Below are 19,985 nucleotides of genomic sequence, written 5' to 3'. Positions count from 1 at the left end.
CATGACAAGGACCGCGCGGGTCGAGCGCGTCACCAAGGAATCCAGCATCGTGGTCGAACTGGATCTGGACGGCACCGGCAAGACCGAGATCTCCACCGGTGTCCCGTTCTACGACCACATGCTGACCGCGCTCGGGGCGCACGCGAGTTTCGATCTCACGGTGCGCGCCGAGGGCGATATCGAGATCGAGGCGCACCACACGGTGGAGGACACCGCGATCGTCTTCGGTCAGGCGCTGGGTCAGGCATTGGGCGACAAATCCGGGATCCGCCGCTTCGGCGACTCGTTCATCCCGATGGACGAGACGTTGGCGCACGCCGCGGTGGACGTATCCGGGCGGCCCTACTGCGTGCATATGGGCGAACCGGATCACCTGCTGCACGCGGTGATCCCGGGTTCGGGTCCCGGCGCGCCGTACTCGACCGTGCTGAATCGCCATGTGTTCGAGTCGATCGCGCTCAACGCGCGCATCGCCCTGCACGTGCGGGTGCTCTACGGCCGGGATCAGCATCACATCACCGAGGCCGAATTCAAGGCGGTGGCACGGGCGCTGCGCGCCGCCGTCGAACTCGACCCGCGCGTCAACGGCGTGCCGTCGACCAAGGGGACGCTGTGAAATCCGTTGCTCTGCTGGATTACGGTTCCGGAAATCTGCACTCCGCCGAGCGTGCGCTGGTCCGTGCCGGCGCTGCCGTCGAGGTGACCGCGGACCCCCGGATCGCCTTGGCCGCGGACGGTTTGGTCGTCCCCGGCGTCGGGGCCTTCGCCGCGTGCATGGCGGGCCTGCGCGAGGTGCGCGGCGAGCGCATCATCGGTCAGCGCCTGGCCGGTGGCCGACCCGTGCTCGGCATCTGTGTCGGCATGCAGATCCTCTTCGAACGCGGCGTCGAATTCGGGGTGGAGTCCGACGGCTGCGCCGAATGGCCGGGCACCGTCGAACGCCTCTCCGCCCCCGTGCTCCCGCATATGGGCTGGAATACCGTGTCGGCCCCCGTCGACAGCACCCTGTTCGCCGGTATGGACCGTGACACCCGTTTCTACTTCGTGCACTCCTACGCCGCCCAGACCTGGGATCTCCCGCCCAGCGAACATTTCGCCGCCCCCAAACTGACCTGGGCCGAGCACGGCGTCCCCTTCCTCGCCGCCGTCGAGAACGGGGCACTGTCCGCCACCCAGTTCCACCCGGAGAAATCCGGTGACGCAGGAGCCCATCTCCTGCGCAACTGGATCGACTCGCTGTAAACCGGCGATCCGCCGAGCAAGGGAACGCGTCGGCGGACGGCGGTGAGGTGGTGGCTCCGGGTCGCGCTAGCACCGCCCCCGCGCCGCCGTCGGCAGCGGTCGTGTGCGCTAGCGGACGTCGACACGGGCGACCAGCCAGCGCCCGTCGACGTTTTCCAGGGCCACCACGGTCGACGTCCGGCTGCTCTGGGGGCTGCCATTGTTGTCGCGGTTGCGCACGGCGGCGGTGGTGTGAACCAGAATGTCGGCGCGGTTCGCGTCGCCGGAGAGGGCCTCGCACTCGACGGCGGTGACTTCCGATCGGACCTGGGCGGCCTCGAACAGTGCCTGCATGTTCGAGCGGGCGGCGGCGAACTTCGCGTGGAATTCCCCGGTGCTGTGGTCGAGTACCCGCTGGACGTAGTCGTCGAAGCGCGTGTAGTCGTAATTGCCCAGGATCGTGCCGAATTCACAGCCCGCCACGCGAGCCTGTTCGGGTGCCGCCGCCGTCGCGGACGGCGCGGCGAGCAAGCCGGTTGCCGTCGCGGAAACCAGCAGTGCGGCGGCAAGCATCGATCGAGACATGGTGGGATCCCCCCTGGGCGAGCGTCGCGGACAACGGTTGTAGTCCCCGGAACAGAACCATACCCACCACCGCCACGGAAACGATGCTGTGCCGCCGCGGCGGTATTCGCCGCGACCCGCTATTACGGATGGGCGGCTACCCGGGTGGCACGGTGCCGGGTAGCCGCGTGGGCATGGACGGGCTCGAGCCGCGTGCCCGCCGGGGCCTACGGCCGGGTCCCGGTGGACCACAGCGTGCTCATCTCCACTCGCGACAGCCGCCAGCCCTCGTCGGTGCGGACGGCATCGAAGTGGTAGATCTCGCCGAGGGTGAACTGCGGTTCCGGGGCGACCCGGCCCGGGGTCGCCGCGGCCGGGGTGAAGGTGGCGAGCAGGTTGGCGCGGACGTCGGCGCGGTCGCCGCGCAGGTCGATCAGCACATTGCTGATGAAGTGCTGGATTCGGTTGGCATCGGTGTGATTCCGGCTGGCCTGGGCGATGAGTGCTTCGCGGCCGGTGGCGGTGCCACCGGGGGTCTTGGCGGTGGCGTCGGGGGTGTAGACGGTGCGGAGGTCGTCGAAGCGGCCTTCGTCGAGTGCGCGGCCGAGGCGGTCGACCAGACCGGTGATCTGATCGCGATCCACCAGTTCGCGCAGTTCCCGCTGGGTGTTGTCATTCGTTGCGGTGGCGGCGCTGGAGCAGGCGGTGAGCAGTGCCAGCGGCAGTGCGGCCAAGGCGAGGGCGCGGATCTTGTTCATCGGTAGAGCCTTTCGGAAGAAACGTTGGCCTGTCCAACGTTGGTAGCGCCAACAGTATCAGAATGTGGGTCGCACCAACAAGTGTTGGTAGACTATGAATTCATGGACATCGCGCACGAAGGCGTAGCGGGCAGGCTGCGGGCCCTGCCGACCCGGCTGATCAACCAGGTCGCGATCGTCGCCGATCGAACAAGCGAACGGGCCCTCGACACCACCGGATCGCGCAGGCATCACTACGCCCTGCTCACGACGCTGCGCGAATTCGGCCCGGACAGTCAGGCCGAACTGGGCAGGCGCACCCGCATCGATCGCAGCGATATCGTGGCCGCCCTCAATGACCTGGCCGAGCGCGGTTTCATCGAACGCAGCCCCGATCCCGGCGATCGTCGTCGCAATATCGTCACCATCACCCGTGCGGGCACCGGGCACCTGGATGAACTCGACCAACGGCTGGACGCCGCTCAGGACGAGCTATTGCGAGCGCTCTCCGCGACCGAGCGTCGCGAACTGGTCGGCCTGCTCACTCGCATCCTGGACGACCACTCGCGCGGATAGCCCGGGTGACCGGCATCCCATCAGCGCAGGCCCGAGGCTCGAATGCGGGAGGCGAGCCACTAAGCTACTGGGAGTGAGTCTTGTGCTGCTACCTGCCGTCGATGTCGCCAATGGAGAGGCCGTGCGCCTCGTGCAGGGAGAGGCCGGTAGCGAAACCAGCTACGGTTCCCCCCGTGACGCGGCGCTGGCCTGGCAGGAAGCCGGCGCCGAGTGGGTGCATCTGGTCGATCTGGACGCCGCCTTCGGCCGCGGCTCGAACCGCGAACTGCTGGCAGGCGTGGTCGGCGAGCTCGACGTCAAGGTGGAACTCTCCGGAGGCATTCGCGACGACGAGTCCCTGGAGGCCGCGCTGGCCACCGGCTGTGCCCGGGTCAATCTCGGCACCGCCGCGCTGGAGGATCCGGTGTGGTGTTCGCGCGCCATCGCCAAGCACGGTGAGCGGGTCGCCGTCGGTCTCGACGTGCGCATCATCGACGGCGAGCACCGGCTGCGCGGTCGGGGCTGGGTCAGCGACGGCGGTGACCTGTGGGAGGTGCTGGAGCGCCTGGAACGCGACGGCTGCTCCCGCTACGTGGTCACCGACGTGACCAAGGACGGCACCTTGACCGGTCCCAACCTGGACCTGCTGCGCGAGGTCTGCGCGGCCACCGACGCGCCGGTCATCGCCTCCGGCGGCGTCTCCACCGTCGAGGACCTGATCGCCATCGCCGGGTTGGTGCCCGAGGGCGTCGAGGGCTCGATCGTCGGCAAGGCGCTGTACGCGGGCCGGTTCACGCTGCCCGAGGCGCTGGCCGCGGTGCGCTGATACCGCGATGGCTGCCGATCTGACCGCCCTGCTGGCCACCGCGTGCGACATTCTCGACGCGGCCGCCCCGCGCTTCGTCGAGGGCATCGGCGCGCCGAGTGCGGTCAGTAAGGGCCGCAACGATTTCGCGACCGAGCTCGACCTGGAGCTGGAGCGCACCATCTCGGCCGAGTTGGAGCAGCGGACCGGAATTCAGGTACACGGGGAGGAATTCGGCGGTCCGCAGCTGACCACGGGCACCGCCTGGGTGCTCGACCCGATCGACGGCACCTTCAATTACTCGTCGGGGCACCCGCTGTCGGGCATGCTGCTGGCACTGGTGCACGAGGGTGAACCGGTGCTCGGGCTGACCTGGCTGCCGATTCTCGGTCAGCGATACGCCGCGAGCGTCGACGGGCCGGTGCTGCTCAACGGATCCGCGCTGCCGCGGCTGCCGCACGGCAAGCTGGCCGAGGCGATGATCGGGTTCGGCGCCTTCAATGTCGATGCCACCGGCCGCATTCCCGGCCGCTTCCGGTTCGATCTGCTCGGGCCACTGAGCAGGCTCTCCTCGCGGGTGCGCATGCACGGCTCGACCGGCATCGACCTGGCGTTCACCGCGTCGGGGGTGCTGGGCGGGGCGATCGTGTTCGGCCACCATCCGTGGGATAACGCGGCCGGGGTCGCGTTGATCCGCGCGGCGGGCGGGGTGGTGACCGATTTGGCGGGCGAGCCCTGGCACATCACCTCCGGTTCGGTGCTGGCGGCCGCACCGGGGGTGCACGAAGAATTGCTCGAAATGATCTGCATGGTGAGCACGGCATGAGCGAAGGCGAAGGGTGAGGCAATGACGTTGGCGGTACGCGTGATTCCGTGTCTGGATGTGGATGCGGGCCGGGTGGTCAAGGGCGTCAACTTCGAGAATCTGCGCGACGCGGGCGATCCGGTCGAACTGGCCGCCCTCTATGACGCCCAAGGCGCCGACGAGCTGACCTTCCTGGACGTCACCGCCTCCACCGGCGACCGCGGCACCATGATCGATGTGGTCACCCGCACCGCCGAGCAGATCTTCATTCCGCTCACCGTCGGCGGCGGCGTGCGCACCGTCGAGGATGTGGATCGGCTGCTGCGCGCGGGCGCCGACAAGGTCTCGGTGAACACCGCCGCCATCGCCCGCCCCGAGGTACTGCGCGAAATGTCGGAACGCTTCGGCTCGCAATGCATCGTGCTCTCGGTCGACGCGCGTACCGTGCCCGATGGTCAGCCCGACACTCCGTCCGGCTGGGAGGTCACCACCCACGGCGGTAAGCGTGGCACCGGCATCGATGCCGTCGAATGGGCCGTGCGCGGCGCCGAATTGGGCGTCGGTGAGATCCTGCTCAATTCGATGGATGCCGACGGCACCAAGAAGGGCTTCGACCTGCCGATGATTCGTGCCGTGCGCGCCGCGGTCTCGGTGCCGGTCATCGCCAGCGGTGGCGCGGGCGCCGTCGAAGACTTCGCCCCGGCCGTGCACGCGGGCGCCGACGCGGTACTCGCCGCCAGCGTCTTCCACTTCGGTGACCTCACCATCGGCCAGGTCAAGGACTCCATGCGCGCCGAGAAGATCATCGTCCGCTGATCCACGGAATCCGGCGACGACCGGAATCGTGGTCGGCGCCGTTGCCCGCCACCGACGTGGTCTTCTGCCGGACCGACCTGACCACCACCGTCGACCGCCTCCGCACCTGGAAACTCCTCGGCGAACTGCATCGCACGCATGCGGCCTGACCGCCTGCGTCGCGGTCACTCCCGACTGTTATAACGGTGATATGACGACTCTCGATCCCGCCATCGCCGCCCGGCTCAAGCGCAATGACGCGGGCCTGGTGTCCGCGGTCGCGCAGGAGCGGGGGACCGGGGACGTATTGATGGTCGCCTGGATGGATGACGAAGCGCTCGCCCGGACCCTGGAAACCCGGAAGGCGACCTACTATTCGCGGTCGCGGCAGCAGTACTGGGTCAAGGGGGAGACCTCGGGCCACACCCAGCACGTGCACGAGGTTCGGCTGGATTGCGACGGCGACACCATTCTGCTGGTCGTCGATCAGGAGGGCGCCGCTTGTCACACCGGCACCCACACCTGCTTCGATTCGGATGTCCTACTCGCCGATCCGGCCTGATCCGGCGCGGATTCCGGTCCGGAGGTGCTACCGCTTCGGCGGATCCGACGACGCGCCGGGCTGGCTCAGCGCATCGGCGAGCCGCTGTGACAGAAGCTCGCTGAGCTCGGCCAGCTGTGCCTTCTCGTCCGGGTTGAGGCCGTCGAAGACCAAGCGGCGCACCGCGTCCAGGTATCCGGGCGCGGCCTCGACCACCTTCAGGTAGCCGTCGTCGGTGAGTACGGCGTGAACTCCGCGGCGGCCCGCGGTCGTCACACGTTGCGCCCAGCCCATGCGTTCCAGCTTGGAGACGACATGCGAGAGTCGCGATAGCGATGCATTTGCCTTGTGGGCAAGGTCACTCATTTGCAGTCGATGACCGGGTTCTTCGGAGAGCAGAGTTAGCACCCAGTATTCGAAATGGGTGACACCGGATTCGCGTTGCAGCTGGGTATCCAAGGCACTAGGTAGACGTGTCATGAGCGCGACAATTGCGCGCCAAGCCCTTTGTTCGACGGGGTCGAGCCACTTCGTCACTATGTGCCTTCTTTCGAGCCAAGTGACGTGGATTATCGGTTCGCCTAGTAATTATTGAAAAGCATATTCACAGTCACCCGTGACATCGAGTTTGCCACGACTTCGCTCGGCCGACACGGCGATCCCTCGCGACGTGAGTTCATTCACAGGTTGCCGGGGCGTGTCGCGGTCATCGAGGGGGATGCGGGCGGAGGCTGTCGCGTGAGTTGCTCGGCGGCCTTGCGGCGTCGGATCCGGCGACGCGCCACGAGCGCCACCACCAAGAGAAAGAGGATGACCGCGGCGATGGCGCCTGCCAGCGTCGCACCACGGAACGCCGGCGCCTCGACATTCATGATCTGACGTCCCGCGTCGGAGGCGCTGCCGGAGCCGCGGACCACGCTCAACGTCATCAGATTCGGGATGGCGAGCACGATCGCGATCACCGCGGCGGCGCCCGCTGCGAATTTGCCTGCCCGCCTTCGCCAGATCAGTGCCGCGAACAGTAGGAGCAGCAGCGGCACCAGGGTGCCGAGCCAGCCGTAGGCCAGACCCCAGGCAATACCCTTCGAGAAGCTTTTGCCGACCGTGTCGCCGACCCGCTGGGCCCACCAGCGCGGAATGAACGCGGCCAGGATGAGATAGGTGATAACGACGACGGCGAGCAACGCGAGGCCGCCGATGATCCGCGTGCGCCACGTCGCCAGCGTGGATTTCTGCCCGTCCGGCCGACCCTCGCTCGAAGTCATCCGTCCAGGGTAGGCCGGTGAGCAGCGCAAACGCCGTCATCGTGCCCGGCGTTTCCGGACGTGTGTACCGGAAGGCGACTACTTCGCGCGCTTGCCCAGGAACTCGAGTGCCTCGTCGGCGTGCGCGTCGGCGCGCAATTCGCCGGTGATCACCTTCAGCACGGTGCGATCGGTATCGATGACGAAGGTCTGCCGCTTCACCGGTGCCAGCTTGCCTAGTAATCCGCGCTTCACGCCGAACTGCGCCGCGACCGCTCCGTCGGAATCCGAGAGCAGCGGATAACCCAGCCCCTGCTTGGCGGCAAACCCGGCCTGGGTGTCGACGCCGTCGGCGCTGATGCCGACGCAGGATGCGCCGAGTTTCTGGAATTCGGCCTCCAGATCCCGGAAGTGGCACGCTTCGGCGGTGCATATCGGGGTGTTGGCGGCGGGATAGAAGAACAGCACCACGGGGCCGTCCGTGAGCAGCGCTTCGAGCGAACGGGGGGTACCGGACTGATCGGGGAGCTCGAACTGCGGGGCGAGCTGGCCTGTCTTCATAAAACTGGACACTACCGGGCGCGGCCGAATCATCGCATCGCCGAGGGATTGCGCCCGTGGCCGGATTGCCCGCGCCCGACGACCGAGACCATCGGGCGCGAGGTCGTGCTATGCGCCGATGAGCGCGGCCACCTCGGGGTTCTTGATATCCATGACATCGAGAATGCCGTGTGCCCGCAGGAACGGCCGCAGCTCACGGATCCGGTCGCTGTTCGACTGGTACTCGTCCGGGAAATGGTTCCTGTCCAGCGACTCCAGCGCTTTCGCGTAGGTGACGAAGGAGGCTAGTGCGTTATGGGTGCTACTGCCTGGTCCCTGCTGCGAGCCGCCCATCGAGTTCAGGCCGGCCATCCGCGGGGGCGGACCGGATATCGAGCCCGGTCCGGTTGTGCGCCGACCCTCCGGCGCCCCCGGGTGCGAGGGGTACATCAATTGACTCCTCTCGAAGTGGATACCGCGTGCATCGTGGAACGCAACGAGTGTAGTGATAAAAGCCACAATGCCCCGCATCGCGTGGGAACCGGTCGGTCCGCTCGCTGTCGCGCGGGGTGCGCCGGAAAACCGGGTGGACCGTCCTGGGATGATGTAGCCATGCCTGCCGCGTCCACTCCCACCACCACGACCCGCGAACAGTTCCATGCTCTGGCCGCGGAACATCGGGTGGTCCCGGTGACCCGGAAGGTGCTGGCGGACTCCGAAACCCCGCTGTCGGCGTATCGCAAGCTGGCCACGGATCGGGCGGGCACCTTCCTGTTCGAGTCCGCGGAGAACGGCCGCTCCTGGTCGCGCTGGTCGTTCATCGGTGCGGGCAGCCCGTCGGCGCTGACCGTGGTCGACGGCCAGGCGGCCTGGCTCGGCAATATTCCGGTGGACGCGCCGTCCGGCGGCGATCCGCTGGTCGCGCTGCGCGAAACCCTGGAACTGCTGCAGACCGAACGGCTGCCCGGCCTGCCTCCGCTGACCGGCGGCATGGTCGGCTACCTCGGCTATGACGCGGTGCGCCGGATCGAGCGCCTGCCGAACCTGGCCGTCGACGATCTGCAACTGCCGGAGATGGTGCTGCTGCTGGCCACCGACCTCGCCGCGTTCGACCATCACGAGGGCGCGATCACGCTGATCGCGAACGCGGTCAACTGGAATGGCACCTCCGAGCGGGTGGATGAGGCCTACGACGACGCGGTGGCCCGGCTGGACCGGATGACCGCGGCGCTGGCCGCGCCCGCCGCCTCCACCGTGTCGGTCTTCGACCAGCCCGATCCGCAGTACCGGCGCAGGCGCACCTCCGACGAGTTCGGCACGGGGGTGCGACGACTGGTCAAGGAGATCGAGGCGGGCGAGGCCTTCCAGGTGGTGCTCTCGCAGCGCTTCGAGATGGACTACGACGGCGAGCCGCTGGATTTGTATCGGATGCTGCGCGCCTCGAACCCGAGCCCGTACATGTACCTGCTCCACATTCCCGACGGCGACGGCGGCACCGCATTCTCCATCGTCGGCTCCAGCCCCGAGTCGCTGGTGACGGTGAAGGACGGGGTCGCGACGACCCATCCGATCGCGGGCACCCGCTGGCGCGGCGCGACCGAGGAGGACGACCTGCTGCTGGAGAAGGGACTGCTGGCCGACGAGAAGGAGAACGCCGAGCATCTGATGCTCGTCGACCTGGGCCGCAACGATCTCGGCCGGGTCTGCCGGCCCGGCACCGTGCGGGTCACCGAGTACCGCCACATCGAGCGCTACAGCCACGTCATGCATCTGGTCTCGACCGTATCCGGCCGGCTGGCCCCGGGCCGGATCGCGCTGGACGCGGTGAACGCGTGCTTCCCGGCGGGCACCCTCTCCGGCGCCCCGAAGGTGCGCGCGATGGAGCTCATCGAGGAATTGGAGCCCACCCGCCGCGGCGTCTACGGCGGTGTCGTCGGCTACCTGGATTTCGCGGGCGACGCGGATACCGCCATCGCCATTCGCACCGCACTGCTGAAGGGCGGCACCGCCTACGTGCAGGCGGGCGCGGGCATCGTCGCGGACTCCGATCCCGATTACGAGGATGTCGAATCCCAGAACAAAGCGATGGCGGTACTCCGCGCGATCGCGGCGGCCGGGACCGTGCGCGCCTACGGCGACGAGCCGGGAAGCGCCGATGAGTGATCCGGATCCCGATCAGAGCATCGCGCCGCCCGAGGTGAGGCCGGGACGCAAGTATCCCGCCGGGGCGATCATCCTGCTCGCGGTCGCGGCCACGGCCATGTGGGGCGCCTCCCGGCTGACCTGGGTGACGGTCTCGTCCACCGACGGCCTCACCGAACCCCGCACCGACGAATTGAACGGCGGCGTCTGGTTCGGAGCGCTGACCCCGCTGGCGCTGGTGCTGCTCGCCGCCATCGCGGCGGTGCTCGCCACCCGGGGCTGGCTGCGTCGCATGGTGGGTGTACTCATCGGCCTGGTCGCCGCGGTGACCGCGGTTCCCGCCTTCGCGCTGCTGACCGGCTCAGGCGCGACCGATACGCGCGCCGCGACGCTGGCCGAGCTGCCGGGCCGCGCCACCGTCACCGAGGTGGTGACGGCGCCGTTCCCGGCCTGGTTGACACTGGCCGCGGCGGTGGCCGCCTTCATCGCGGCGGTGCTGCTGGCGCGAATGCCCGCGGATACCGCGCGACTGTCCGGTAAGTACGACAACCCGGTGTTCCGCCGGGCCGCCGCCACCGAACAGGTCACCAAGCAGCGCGCCGACACCGCCGACGCGCCCGCGAACAAACTCTCCGAGCGGGTGCTGTGGGATGCCCTGGACGCGGGCACGGACCCGACGGAGGACATCGCCGAACCGGGTGCGGCTGCCGGGGACGCCGGTGCCGACGAGCGCGGTCGCAATGCCCGTTGACATGACCGCCCACGCGCCACGCCGAGTGGCGCGTGGGGTTCGCGACCGGGTGCCGGGATTCCAGCGCAACCCCGGCGCGATCGGAAGACAGCACGCCATTTATTCTTTGTCAGCATCGGTGAGACAGCGCCTGGGGGGATTCTCAGGCAGCAAGTCCGTCTCCCCAGAAAGGATTCGAGCCAGATGACGGTACTCGACTCGATTCTCGACGGGGTCCGCGCGGATGTGGCCGCTCGGGAAGCCCTTCTGGATTTCCAGGCCATCAAGGCCGCCGCGACCCAGGCTCCCGCCCCGCTCGACGCGCGGGCCGCACTTCTCGAAGACGGCATCGGCGTCATCGCCGAGGTCAAGCGGGCCAGCCCGTCCAAGGGTGCGCTCGCGGACATCCCGGACCCGGCCAGCCTGGCCAAGGCGTACGAGGACGGCGGCGCCCGCATCATCAGCGTGCTCACCGAGGGCCGTCGCTTCGGCGGTTCGCTCGACGACCTCGACGCGGTCCGCGCGACGGTGAACATCCCGATCCTGCGCAAGGACTTCGTGGTCGGCCCGTACCAGATCCACGAGGCCCGCGCGCACGGCGCCGACGTGATCCTGCTGATCGTCGCGGCGCTCCAGCAGGATGTGCTCTCCTCGCTGATCGATCGCACCGAATCGCTGGGTATGACAGCACTTGTCGAGGTGCACACCGAGGAAGAGGCGGATCGCGCGCTGGAGGCGGGCGCCTCGGTGATCGGTGTGAACGCCAGGAACCTGAAAACCCTCGAGGTGGATCGCGACGTCTTCGCGCGCATCGCCCCCGGCCTGCCGACCGAGGTCATCCGGATCGCCGAATCCGGCATCCGCGGTACGGCCGACCTGCTGGCCTACGCCGGTGCGGGCGCCGACGCCGTGCTCGTCGGCGAGGGTTTGGTGACCAGCGGCGATCCCCGGGCCGCGGTGCTCCAGCTGGTGACCGCCGGAACCCACCCGTCCTGCCCGAAGCCGGCCCGGCGGGGCCGGTGATGGGGGTGACGGCGCTACCGAAGGCGAGTGCCGGCGTCCACGAGCGCAGCGCGCACGAACCGGATCTGGGCGGCCACTGGGGCGTCTACGGCGGTCGGCACGTGCCCGAGGCGCTGATGGCGGTGATCGAGGAGGTCACCGCCGAGTACGACAAGTGCAGGCTCGACCCGACCTTCCTCGATGAACTGGATCGATTGCAGCGCGACTACACCGGTCGTCCCTCGCCGGTCTTCGAGTGCATGCGGCTGGCCGAATACGCGGGTGGCGCGCGCATCCTGCTCAAGCGGGAGGATCTGAACCACACCGGTTCGCACAAGATCAACAACGTGCTGGGTCAGGCGCTGCTGGCCAAGCGCATGGGTAAGACCCGTGTCATCGCGGAGACCGGTGCGGGCCAGCACGGTGTCGCCACCGCGACCGCGTGCGCGCTGCTCGGCCTGCAGTGCGTCATCTACATGGGCGCCGTCGATACCGAACGCCAGGCGCTGAATGTGGCGCGGATGCGGCTGCTCGGCGCCGAGGTGGTCTCGGTGACCACCGGGTCGCAGACGCTCAAGGACGCGATCAATGAGGCGCTGCGCGACTGGGTCACCAATGCCGACGCCACCTACTACTGCTTCGGCACCGCCGCGGGACCGCATCCGTTCCCGCTGATGGTGCGCGATTTCCAGCGCGTCGTCGGCCTGGAAGCGCGGGCCCAGGTGCAGGCGCTGACCGGCAGACTGCCCGACGCGGTCACCGCGTGCGTCGGCGGCGGCTCCAACGCCATCGGCATCTTCCACGCCTTCCTCGACGACGCCGCTGTCCGGTTGATCGGTTACGAGGCGGCGGGCGACGGCGTCGAAACCGGTAGGCATGCGGCCACCTTCACCGGCGGCACGCCCGGCGCCTTCCAGGGCGCCTACTCGTACCTGCTGCAGGACGAGGACGGCCAGACCATCGAATCGCATTCCATCTCCGCGGGCCTGGACTACCCCGGCGTCGGCCCCGAGCACGCCTACCTCAAGGACATCGGCCGCGCCGAATACCAGCCGATCACCGATACGGAGGCGATGGACGCACTGCTGCTGCTGAGCCGCTGCGAGGGCATCATCCCGGCCATCGAGTCGGCGCATGCCGTCGCCGGCGCGCTGAAGCTGGGCAAGGAACTGGGTCCGGGCGCGATCATCGTGGTGAACCTGTCCGGGCGCGGCGATAAGGATATGGACACCGCGGCCCGTTGGTTCGGGTTGTTCGACGAGCCTGCCGAGGAGCAGAAGTGAGCCAGCAGTCCCGTCTCGCGAACACCTTCGCCGCCGCGCGCGGTGAGGGCCGGGCCGCGCTCATCGGCTACCTGCCCGCCGGTTACCCGGATCTGGCCGGATCCATCGAGGTGTGCCGCACGATGGTCGAATCCGGTTGCGACATCGTCGAAGTCGGCGTCGCCTACTCCGACCCCGTAATGGACGGACCGACCATCCAGGCCGCCGCCGAGCAGGCGCTGCGCGGCGGCGTCCGGGTGCGCGATGTATTCGCGGTGGTCGAGGCGATCACCCAGGCGGGCGGCCAGGCCGTCGTGATGAGCTACTGGAATCCGGTGCTGCAGTACGGCGTCGACCGATTCGCGCGGGATCTGGCGGGTGCCGGCGGCGCGGGCATCATCACCCCGAACCTCATCCCGGAGGAGGCCGACGACTGGTTCGTCGCCTCGGCCGCGCACGATCTCGATCGCATCTTCCTGGTCGCGCCGTCCTCTACCGAGGAGCGATTGGTGAAGACGCTGGAGGCCTCGCGTGGCTTCATCTACGCGGCTTCGACCATGGGTGTCACCGGTGCGCGCGATGTGGTGTCCTCCGCGGCGCCCGCCCTCTGCGCTCGCATCCGCGCGCACTCCGATATCCCGATCGGCGTCGGACTCGGTGTCCGCTCGGGTGAGCAGGCGGCGGAAATCGCTTCCTACGCGGATGGAGTCATCGTGGGTTCGGCCCTGGTGAGCGCCGCCGCCAAGGGGCTCGACGCGGTACGGAGCCTCACCGAGGAACTGGCGGGCGGCGTGCGCTCGGCGACCGTCTCCTCCTGACCCACCGGGCGCCGCGGCGGCCGTGCACCGACCGCGGAGCTTGCGACGTGACCGGCCTCCGCTACGGTGGCGACCGTGACCTTACGAGTCCTGGCAGACAGTGTCGTGGCCAACAGCGACGTGCTGGCCTACATTCCCAGCCCCTCACAGGGCGTGTGGCAGATCGGGCCGCTCCCGCTACGGGCCTACGCCCTGTGCATCATCGTCGGCATCATCGTCGCTATCTGGTGGGGCGAGCGCCGCTGGCAGGAACGCGGCGGCCAACCGGGCACGGTGCTCGACGTCGCGGTGTTCGCGGTGCCATTCGGCCTGATCGGCGGCAGGCTCTACCACGTTGCCACCGACTGGCAGAAGTACTTCGGCGCCGACGGTCACCCGATCGACGCATTGAAGATCTACCAGGGCGGCCTCGGCATCTGGGGCGCGGTCTTCCTCGGCGGCATCGGCGCCTGGATCGGCTGCCGGGTGTACCGAATCCCGTTGCCCGCCTTCGGTGATGCCATCGCGCCGCCGATCCTGCTCGCGCAGGCCATCGGCCGCCTCGGCAACTATTTCAACCAGGAACTCTATGGTCGCGAGACCGAATTGCCGTGGGGCCTGGAGATCTACCTGCGCTACGACGACAACGGCCCGCTGGACATGATGAACGGCGTCTCCCACGGCGTGGTGGAGAGGGTCGTGCAGCCCACCTTCCTCTACGAGATGGTGTGGAACCTGCTCATCGTGGTGCTGCTGGTGCAGATCGACAAGCGCTACCGGATCGGCCACGGCCGCCTCTTCGCGCTCTACGTCGCCGGGTACTGCGTGGGCCGTTTCGTCGTCGAACTGCTGCGTGACGACGAAGCCAACGAGATCGCGGGCATCCGTATCAACTCCTTCACCTCCGCCCTGGTGTTCCTCGCCGCCATCGCCTATTTCGTCTTCGCGACGAAGGGCCGCGAGACGGCGGATATGCTCCAGCCCGGGGCCACGAAGCGTCCGTGGCCGTGGCAGCTGAGCGAGTTGCGCGCGGTCGGCGCGGAGTCGGCGGCGAGCGCGGACGCCGAGAGTGTGACCCTGGAGAAGGACGCGAAATCCGAAGGTACGGAGTCCGGTGAGGACGCGGCGAGCGATGAGACCGCCGAGTCGGATAAGGATGCCGAGACGGATACGGCCGCTTCGGATAAGACCGCGGACACCGATGGTGGCGCGAAGCCCGGCGAGATCGCGAAGGCCGAGAAGCTGCCGACCGAAGCCGCCGAAGACTCGGAATCCGAAAAGGGCAGCGCCGCCGAGAAGAGCGCGAGCGTGACGGGCGAGGTCGCCGAGAAGTCCTGAGCGCCGGGAACTCTCACCCGGGACCGGTTCCGTCGCCCGATGGCCCACCGGATCCGCATCCGATCGGACCGTCCGCACCCGCGGGCGGTCCGTTCGCGTCTGACCGCGGTGCGGGGAAAGCGTCGGTAGATCCCTGCATTTCGGCGAACCCACAGGCAACGATTCTGCCGTTACTCGCGATAACGACTCGAAGGCCCGGTGTATATCGGATCTGGTCGGTCGGGATCCGAGGCGACAAAACCGGTGGGTTGCGGCAAGAATGACCGTGATCGTCGCGGGTTGCGCCCGGTCGGCTGATCGACAAAGACGGGGGCCAGCAGTGGGTACCCGCCACGAATGAGGAGGACATTAGTGACCGACCCCTACCAGCAGAACCCTGAATTCGGTGGACCGCAGTACGGCCCGCCCGGTACGGGTCCGGCCGATCTGAACAAGCCGGGCGCGGCCCCGGGCCAGCCGCAGTTCGGCCAGCCCGCCGACCCGTACGCGCCGCCCCCGCAGTACGGTCAGCAGCCGGGTGGTTACCCGCCTGCCGCGTACGGTCCGCCGGGTGGCTACAACCCTGGCGACCCGGAGGCCCCCTATGGCCGCGACATGTACGGCGTTCCGTTCTCCGATAAGGAGAAGCTGACCGCGGGGCTGCTCCAGCTTTTCCTGGGCGGTTTCGGCGTCGGCCGTTTCTACACCGGCCACACCACCATCGGCGTCCTGCAGCTGGTTACCTGCGGCGGCTGCGGTGTCTGGGCGCTGATCGACGCCATCATGATGCTCACCGGCAAGGTGCCCGACTCGCTGGGGCGCCCGCTGCGCGGCTGACCGCGCCGATAGACCGGAATCCAGACGGGCATCCCATCGTTGCGGTGGGGTGTCCGTCGCCTTTTCGGGCTGTGCGGATATTCGGCTCAGCATGATCGCGATACTGTGCTTCGGACCGAACCCGGCGTAAGTTTGTCCGGATTTGTGTGCCGTGTGCGGGCGTCCCCGCGCACCGAAGAGAGGGATCCCGTGCGTCGCAAGCTGTTCGCCGCCGCCATGCTCGCCATCGTCGCCGCCACCGGGCTCTCGGCCTGCGGAAGCGATGACGCGAATGTGCTGAAGGTCGGCACCGAGGGCACCTACTCTCCGTTCAGCTTCCAGGGCGCCGACGGCGCACTCACCGGCTACGACGTCGAGGTTGTGCGGGCGGTCGGCGAAAAGCTCGGTAAGAAGGTCGAATTCGTGCAGACGCCGTGGGACGCGATCTTCGCCGGCCTGGAGTCCAAGCGTTTCGATCTGGTCGCCAACCAGGTGTCGATCACCGACGAGCGCACGAAGAAGTACGACTTCTCCAGCGTCTACACCGTCTCCGAGGGTGTGATCGTCACCCGTGCCGACAACACCGAGATCACGTCGCTGGCCGGCCTCAACGGTAAGACCAGCGCGCAGTCGGTCACCAGCAACTGGGGAAAGATCGCCCAGGGCGCGGGCGCGAAGGTCGAGGGCGTCGAAGGCTGGGTGCAGGCGGTCCAGCTGCTGAAGACCGGTCGGGTCGACGCGACGGTCAACGACTCCCTGGTGGTCGCCGACTACCTGAAGCAGAAGGGGGATACGTCGGTGAAGGTCGCGGCCGAGATCGGCGAGACCAGCCGGATGGGGCTGGCCGCCCGCAAGGGTGACGCGCTGATCGCCGAGGTGAACAAGGCGCTGGACGAACTGCGCGCCGAGGGACGGCTGGCGCAGATCTCGGAGAAGTACTTCGGCTACGACGTCAGCAAATAACCGGCCGTGGATGCCGCCACCCGGGAGCTGATCTGGCACAACCTGGGGCCGATGCTCGAGGCCACCGTCACCAAGACGATCCCGCTCACCGCGATCAGCTTCGTGATCGGTCTGGTCATCGCGCTGTTCGTGGCGCTGGCCCGGATGTCGCCGAGCTGGTTGCTCTCCGCGCCCGCCCGGTTCTACATCTCGATCATCCGGGGCACGCCGCTGCTGGTGCAGCTGTTCATCGTGTTCTACGCGCTGCCGCAGTTCGATATCGTGATCGACCCCTTCCCAGCGGCGGTAATAGCGTTCAGCCTCAATGTCGGCGGTTACGCGGCCGAGGTGGTGCGCGCCTCGATCCTGTCGGTCGCGCACGGGCAGTGGGAGGCGGCCGAGGCGCTGGGTATGTCGTACGCGCAGGAACTGCGGCTGATCATCCTGCCGCAGGCCGCGCGGATCGCGGTGCCGCCGCTGTCCAACACCTTGATCTCGCTCGTCAAGGACACTTCACTGGCCTCGACCATCCTGGTCACCGAACTGCTGCGCACCGCCCAGCTGGCGGCCGCGCCGACCTTCGACTTCTTCGCGCTGTACGGCGTCGCGGCGATCTACTACTGGGTCATCTGCCTGATCCTCGGCTTCGGGCAGACCCGTTTGGAGACCCGCCTGTCCCGGCATGTGGCGCGGTGAGAGACCTCTTCGTAGCTTCCCCCAACGTGTGTGCATTTTTTTCACCCAGGTTTCACCGAGGCCACGAGGGGCCACGGTACCCCTACAGGATTAGGCTCTACTCGTGATGCGACGGACGAAGATTGTGTGCACGCTCGGCCCGGCCACTGCCACCGAGGACCGTATCCGCGAACTCGTCGAGAGCGGCATGGACGTGGCGCGGCTGAACTTCAGCCACGGTGAGCACGCGGACCATGCCGAGAACTACAAGAAGGTACGTCAGGCCTCCGACACGGTGGGCAGAGCGGTCGGCATCCTGGCCGACCTCCAGGGACCGAAGATCCGGCTCGGCCGGTTCATCGAAGGCCGCACGGTCTGGGCGACCGGCGAAGAGGTCCGTATCACCGTGGACGATGTGGACGGCACGCACGACCGGGTCTCGACCACTTACAAGGAGCTGGCCAAAGACGCCAAGCCGGGGGATCGGCTGCTGGTCGACGACGGCAAGGTCGGGCTGACCGTCACCGGCGTCGAGGGCAACGACGTGGTGTGCCGCGTCACCGAGGGCGGCCCGGTCTCCAACAACAAGGGCGTCTCGTTGCCCGGTATGGACGTCTCGGTGCCCGCGCTGTCCGAAAAGGATATCGAGGACCTCGAATTCGCACTGAAGCTCGGCGTGGACTTCATCGCGCTGTCCTTCGTGCGTTCGCCCTCCGATGTCGAGCTGGTGCACGACGTGATGGACCGGGTGGGCCGCCGCGTACCGGTGATCGGCAAGCTGGAGAAGCCGGAGGCCATCGACAACCTGGAAGCGGTGGTGCTGGCCTTCGACGCGGTGATGGTGGCCCGCGGTGATCTCGGTGTCGAGCTGCCGCTCGAGCAGGTGCCGATCGTGCAGAAGCGCGCCATCCAGATGGCCAGGGAGAATGCCAAGCCGGTCATCGTGGCCACCCAGATGCTGGAGTCGATGATCGAGAACTCGCGCCCCACCAGGGCCGAGGCCTCCGATGTGGCCAATGCGGTGCTCGACGGCGCGGACGCGGTGATGCTCTCCGGTGAGACCTCGGTCGGCGCGTATCCGATCGAGACGGTGCGCACCATGGCGCGCATCGTGCACGCGGTGGAGACCGAATCGACCCGGGTGCCCCCGTTGACCCATGTGCCGCGCACCAAGCGCGGGGTGATCTCCTACGCCGCCCGCGATATCGGTGAGCGGCTCAATGCCAAGGCGCTGGTCGCCTTCACCCAGTCCGGTGACACCGTCCGCCGCCTGGCCCGCCTGCACACCCCGCTGCCGTTGCTGGCGTTCACCCCGCTGCCGGAGGTGCGCAGCCAGCTGGCCCTGACCTGGGGTACCGAAACCTTCATCGTGCCGACCGTGAAGAGCACCGACGCGATGATCCACCAGGTAGATGTAGCACTGCTGTCGATGGGCCGATACCAGAAGGGAGACCTGGTAGTCATCGTGGCGGGTTCGCCGCCCGGTACTGTCGGGTCCACGAATCTGATCCACGTCCATCGGATCGGCGAGGAGGACCATTAAATGTCTGCTGCCCTAGGCGGCTCTGTCGACATCGGCTCGGCGGAGAGGTCCGATCTGGACGTGCTTCTCGGTTTGCTCGATCTGGAGCAGATGGACGAGGACGTTTTTGTCGGCCAGCATCCGGAGAAGGTGTGGAGCCGGACCTTCGGCGGCCAACTGGTCGCGCAGGCGATCATCGCGGCCGGTCGCACCGTGGGCGACCGGCCGGTGCACGCGGTCAACGCGCATTTCGTGCGCGGCGGCGACACCAAACAGCCGATCGAGTACCGGGTGGATCGGCACCGGGACGGCCGCTCACTGGCCAATCGCACCGTGACCGCCACCCAGGACGGTCAGGAGCTGTTCGTCATGCTCGCGGCGTTCCAGGACTGGGGCAAGGGGCTGGAACACTCGCACGACAAGCCAGAGGTACCGGATCCGGAGGCGCTGCCCCGGGTGGAGGAGAGCTTCGAAGGCTTGGAGGACAAGCTGGAGATGTTCATCAAGGCGCCGCACCCCATCGATATGCGCTACACGAATGATCCGGCCTGGATCATGAAGAGCACCGGGGAGCGGCTCAACCACAACCGGGTCTGGATGCGCGCCGACGGTAGGCTTCCCGACGATCCGCTGATCCATGTTGCGACCCTCGGCTATTCGTCGGATACCACGGTGCTGGACTCGATCATCACCACGCATGGACTGTCCTGGGGCCTGGATCGGATCGTGGCGGCCACGGTGAACCACTCCATCTGGTTCCACCGTCCGTTCCGGTTCGACGAGTGGGCGCTGTACGCGACGGAATCCCCGGTCGCCGCGGGCTCGCGTGGCCTGGCCACCGGCCGCTTCTACTCGCGCAGCGGTGAACTCCTCGCCACCACGGTGCAGGAAGGCCTCATCCGGCACTTCCCCTCGCGCGTCTGAGGTAGGTGGGCCCCGTCGTCCGAGGGCGACGGGGCCGTTGTCGTATTCG

The 19,985-nt window shown here is 67.9% G+C and carries 24 protein-coding genes; 18 read left to right on the top strand and 6 right to left on the bottom strand.

Going from position 1 to position 19,985, the window contains the following annotated elements:
• Position 1: 1 nt before the first annotated feature.
• Positions 2–616, top strand: coding sequence for an imidazoleglycerol-phosphate dehydratase HisB (gene hisB / locus AB0H61_RS18610; protein WP_357305750.1), 615 nt, complete (start codon positions 2–4; stop codon positions 614–616).
• A complete protein-coding gene (gene hisH, locus AB0H61_RS18605) occupies positions 613–1,242 on the top strand; it encodes an imidazole glycerol phosphate synthase subunit HisH (RefSeq protein ID WP_357305748.1) in 630 nt (209 codons plus the stop codon). The genes hisB and hisH overlap by 4 nt, the downstream gene beginning before the upstream one ends.
• Positions 1,243–1,350: 108 nt before the next feature.
• On the opposite strand, the gene AB0H61_RS18600 is transcribed toward hisH, so the two are convergent.
• Both AB0H61_RS18600 and AB0H61_RS18595 read right to left on the bottom strand, forming a co-directional pair.
• A complete protein-coding gene (locus tag AB0H61_RS18600) occupies positions 1,351–1,794 on the bottom strand; it encodes a hypothetical protein (RefSeq protein ID WP_357305745.1) in 444 nt (147 codons plus the stop codon).
• Between the two features lie 218 nt (positions 1,795–2,012).
• Positions 2,013–2,543, bottom strand: a complete 531-nt coding sequence (locus AB0H61_RS18595) for a nuclear transport factor 2 family protein (protein ID WP_357305743.1) — start codon at positions 2,541–2,543, stop codon at positions 2,013–2,015.
• 102 nt (positions 2,544–2,645) lie between these two features.
• On the opposite strand from AB0H61_RS18595, the gene AB0H61_RS18590 reads away from it, so the two are divergent.
• From AB0H61_RS18590 to hisI, 5 genes are all read left to right on the top strand, one after another.
• On the top strand, positions 2,646–3,098 hold the full coding sequence (locus AB0H61_RS18590; protein WP_357305740.1) for a MarR family transcriptional regulator: 453 nt from the start codon (positions 2,646–2,648) through the stop codon (positions 3,096–3,098).
• 73 nt (positions 3,099–3,171) lie between these two features.
• On the top strand, positions 3,172–3,903 hold the full coding sequence (gene priA / locus AB0H61_RS18585) for a bifunctional 1-(5-phosphoribosyl)-5-((5-phosphoribosylamino)methylideneamino)imidazole-4-carboxamide isomerase/phosphoribosylanthranilate isomerase PriA (protein WP_357305737.1): 732 nt from the start codon (positions 3,172–3,174) through the stop codon (positions 3,901–3,903).
• 7 nt (positions 3,904–3,910) lie between these two features.
• Positions 3,911–4,708, top strand: a complete 798-nt coding sequence (locus AB0H61_RS18580; protein ID WP_357305734.1) for an inositol monophosphatase — start codon at positions 3,911–3,913, stop codon at positions 4,706–4,708.
• Between the two features lie 21 nt (positions 4,709–4,729).
• Positions 4,730–5,503 (top strand): imidazole glycerol phosphate synthase subunit HisF, encoded by a 774-nt coding sequence (gene hisF, locus AB0H61_RS18575; protein ID WP_357305731.1) that lies wholly within the window; start codon positions 4,730–4,732, stop codon positions 5,501–5,503.
• A gap of 190 nt (positions 5,504–5,693) precedes the next feature.
• Positions 5,694–6,044 (top strand): phosphoribosyl-AMP cyclohydrolase, encoded by a 351-nt coding sequence (gene hisI / locus AB0H61_RS18570; protein ID WP_357305728.1) that lies wholly within the window; start codon positions 5,694–5,696, stop codon positions 6,042–6,044.
• A gap of 27 nt (positions 6,045–6,071) precedes the next feature.
• Here hisI and AB0H61_RS18565 read toward each other — a convergent pair whose 3' ends face one another.
• From AB0H61_RS18565 to AB0H61_RS18550, 4 genes are all read right to left on the bottom strand, one after another.
• Entirely contained in the window at positions 6,072–6,503 is a 432-nt protein-coding gene (locus AB0H61_RS18565; protein WP_357305725.1) for a MarR family transcriptional regulator, read from the bottom strand.
• Between the two features lie 200 nt (positions 6,504–6,703).
• Complete coding sequence (locus AB0H61_RS18560; protein WP_357305722.1) at positions 6,704–7,288, bottom strand: permease; 585 nt, start codon at positions 7,286–7,288, stop codon at positions 6,704–6,706.
• A 78-nt stretch (positions 7,289–7,366) separates the two neighbouring features.
• The gene (locus AB0H61_RS18555; RefSeq protein ID WP_357305720.1) at positions 7,367–7,828 is read right to left on the bottom strand and encodes a peroxiredoxin; all 462 of its coding nucleotides are present in this window, start codon (positions 7,826–7,828) and stop codon (positions 7,367–7,369) included.
• 108 nt (positions 7,829–7,936) lie between these two features.
• Positions 7,937–8,257, bottom strand: a complete 321-nt coding sequence (locus tag AB0H61_RS18550) for a hypothetical protein (protein ID WP_357305717.1) — start codon at positions 8,255–8,257, stop codon at positions 7,937–7,939.
• Positions 8,258–8,419: 162 nt separating this feature from the next.
• Here AB0H61_RS18550 and AB0H61_RS18545 point away from each other — a divergent pair, with 162 nt between their 5' ends.
• From AB0H61_RS18545 to AB0H61_RS18495, 11 genes are all read left to right on the top strand, one after another.
• Entirely contained in the window at positions 8,420–9,970 is a 1,551-nt protein-coding gene (locus AB0H61_RS18545; protein WP_357305714.1) for an anthranilate synthase component I, read from the top strand.
• Positions 9,963–10,700 carry a TIGR02234 family membrane protein gene (locus AB0H61_RS18540; protein ID WP_357305711.1) on the top strand — a complete coding sequence of 246 codons (738 nt, stop codon included), beginning with the start codon at positions 9,963–9,965 and terminating at the stop codon, positions 10,698–10,700. The genes AB0H61_RS18545 and AB0H61_RS18540 overlap by 8 nt, the downstream gene beginning before the upstream one ends.
• Before the next feature lie 183 nt (positions 10,701–10,883).
• Positions 10,884–11,702 (top strand): indole-3-glycerol phosphate synthase TrpC, encoded by an 819-nt coding sequence (gene trpC, locus AB0H61_RS18535; RefSeq protein ID WP_357305708.1) that lies wholly within the window; start codon positions 10,884–10,886, stop codon positions 11,700–11,702.
• Entirely contained in the window at positions 11,702–12,964 is a 1,263-nt protein-coding gene (gene trpB, locus AB0H61_RS18530) for a tryptophan synthase subunit beta (RefSeq protein ID WP_357305705.1), read from the top strand. Before trpC ends, trpB begins: the two co-directional genes overlap by 1 nt.
• Positions 12,961–13,761, top strand: a complete 801-nt coding sequence (trpA, locus tag AB0H61_RS18525) for a tryptophan synthase subunit alpha (RefSeq protein WP_357305702.1) — start codon at positions 12,961–12,963, stop codon at positions 13,759–13,761. Before trpB ends, trpA begins: the two co-directional genes overlap by 4 nt.
• A 75-nt stretch (positions 13,762–13,836) precedes the next feature.
• Positions 13,837–15,078: a prolipoprotein diacylglyceryl transferase gene (lgt, locus tag AB0H61_RS18520; RefSeq protein WP_357305700.1), complete on the top strand. Its 1,242-nt coding sequence runs from the start codon at positions 13,837–13,839 to the stop codon at positions 15,076–15,078.
• Positions 15,079–15,429: 351 nt separating this feature from the next.
• Positions 15,430–15,894 carry a TM2 domain-containing protein gene (locus AB0H61_RS18515; RefSeq protein ID WP_357305698.1) on the top strand — a complete coding sequence of 155 codons (465 nt, stop codon included), beginning with the start codon at positions 15,430–15,432 and terminating at the stop codon, positions 15,892–15,894.
• 189 nt (positions 15,895–16,083) lie between these two features.
• On the top strand, positions 16,084–16,836 hold the full coding sequence (locus AB0H61_RS18510) for an amino acid ABC transporter substrate-binding protein (RefSeq protein WP_357305695.1): 753 nt from the start codon (positions 16,084–16,086) through the stop codon (positions 16,834–16,836).
• A 6-nt stretch (positions 16,837–16,842) separates the two neighbouring features.
• Positions 16,843–17,511, top strand: a complete 669-nt coding sequence (locus AB0H61_RS18505; RefSeq protein ID WP_357305692.1) for an amino acid ABC transporter permease — start codon at positions 16,843–16,845, stop codon at positions 17,509–17,511.
• A 103-nt stretch (positions 17,512–17,614) separates the two neighbouring features.
• Entirely contained in the window at positions 17,615–19,033 is a 1,419-nt protein-coding gene (gene pyk, locus AB0H61_RS18500) for a pyruvate kinase (protein ID WP_357305689.1), read from the top strand.
• On the top strand, positions 19,034–19,936 hold the full coding sequence (locus AB0H61_RS18495) for an acyl-CoA thioesterase II (RefSeq protein WP_357305686.1): 903 nt from the start codon (positions 19,034–19,036) through the stop codon (positions 19,934–19,936).
• Positions 19,937–19,985: the final 49 nt, after the last annotated feature.

This window comes from Nocardia sp. NPDC050710, from assembly GCF_040654375.1.
Lineage (GTDB): Bacteria > Actinomycetota > Actinomycetes > Mycobacteriales > Mycobacteriaceae > Nocardia.
This window is presented reverse-complemented; position numbering and strand designations above follow the sequence as displayed.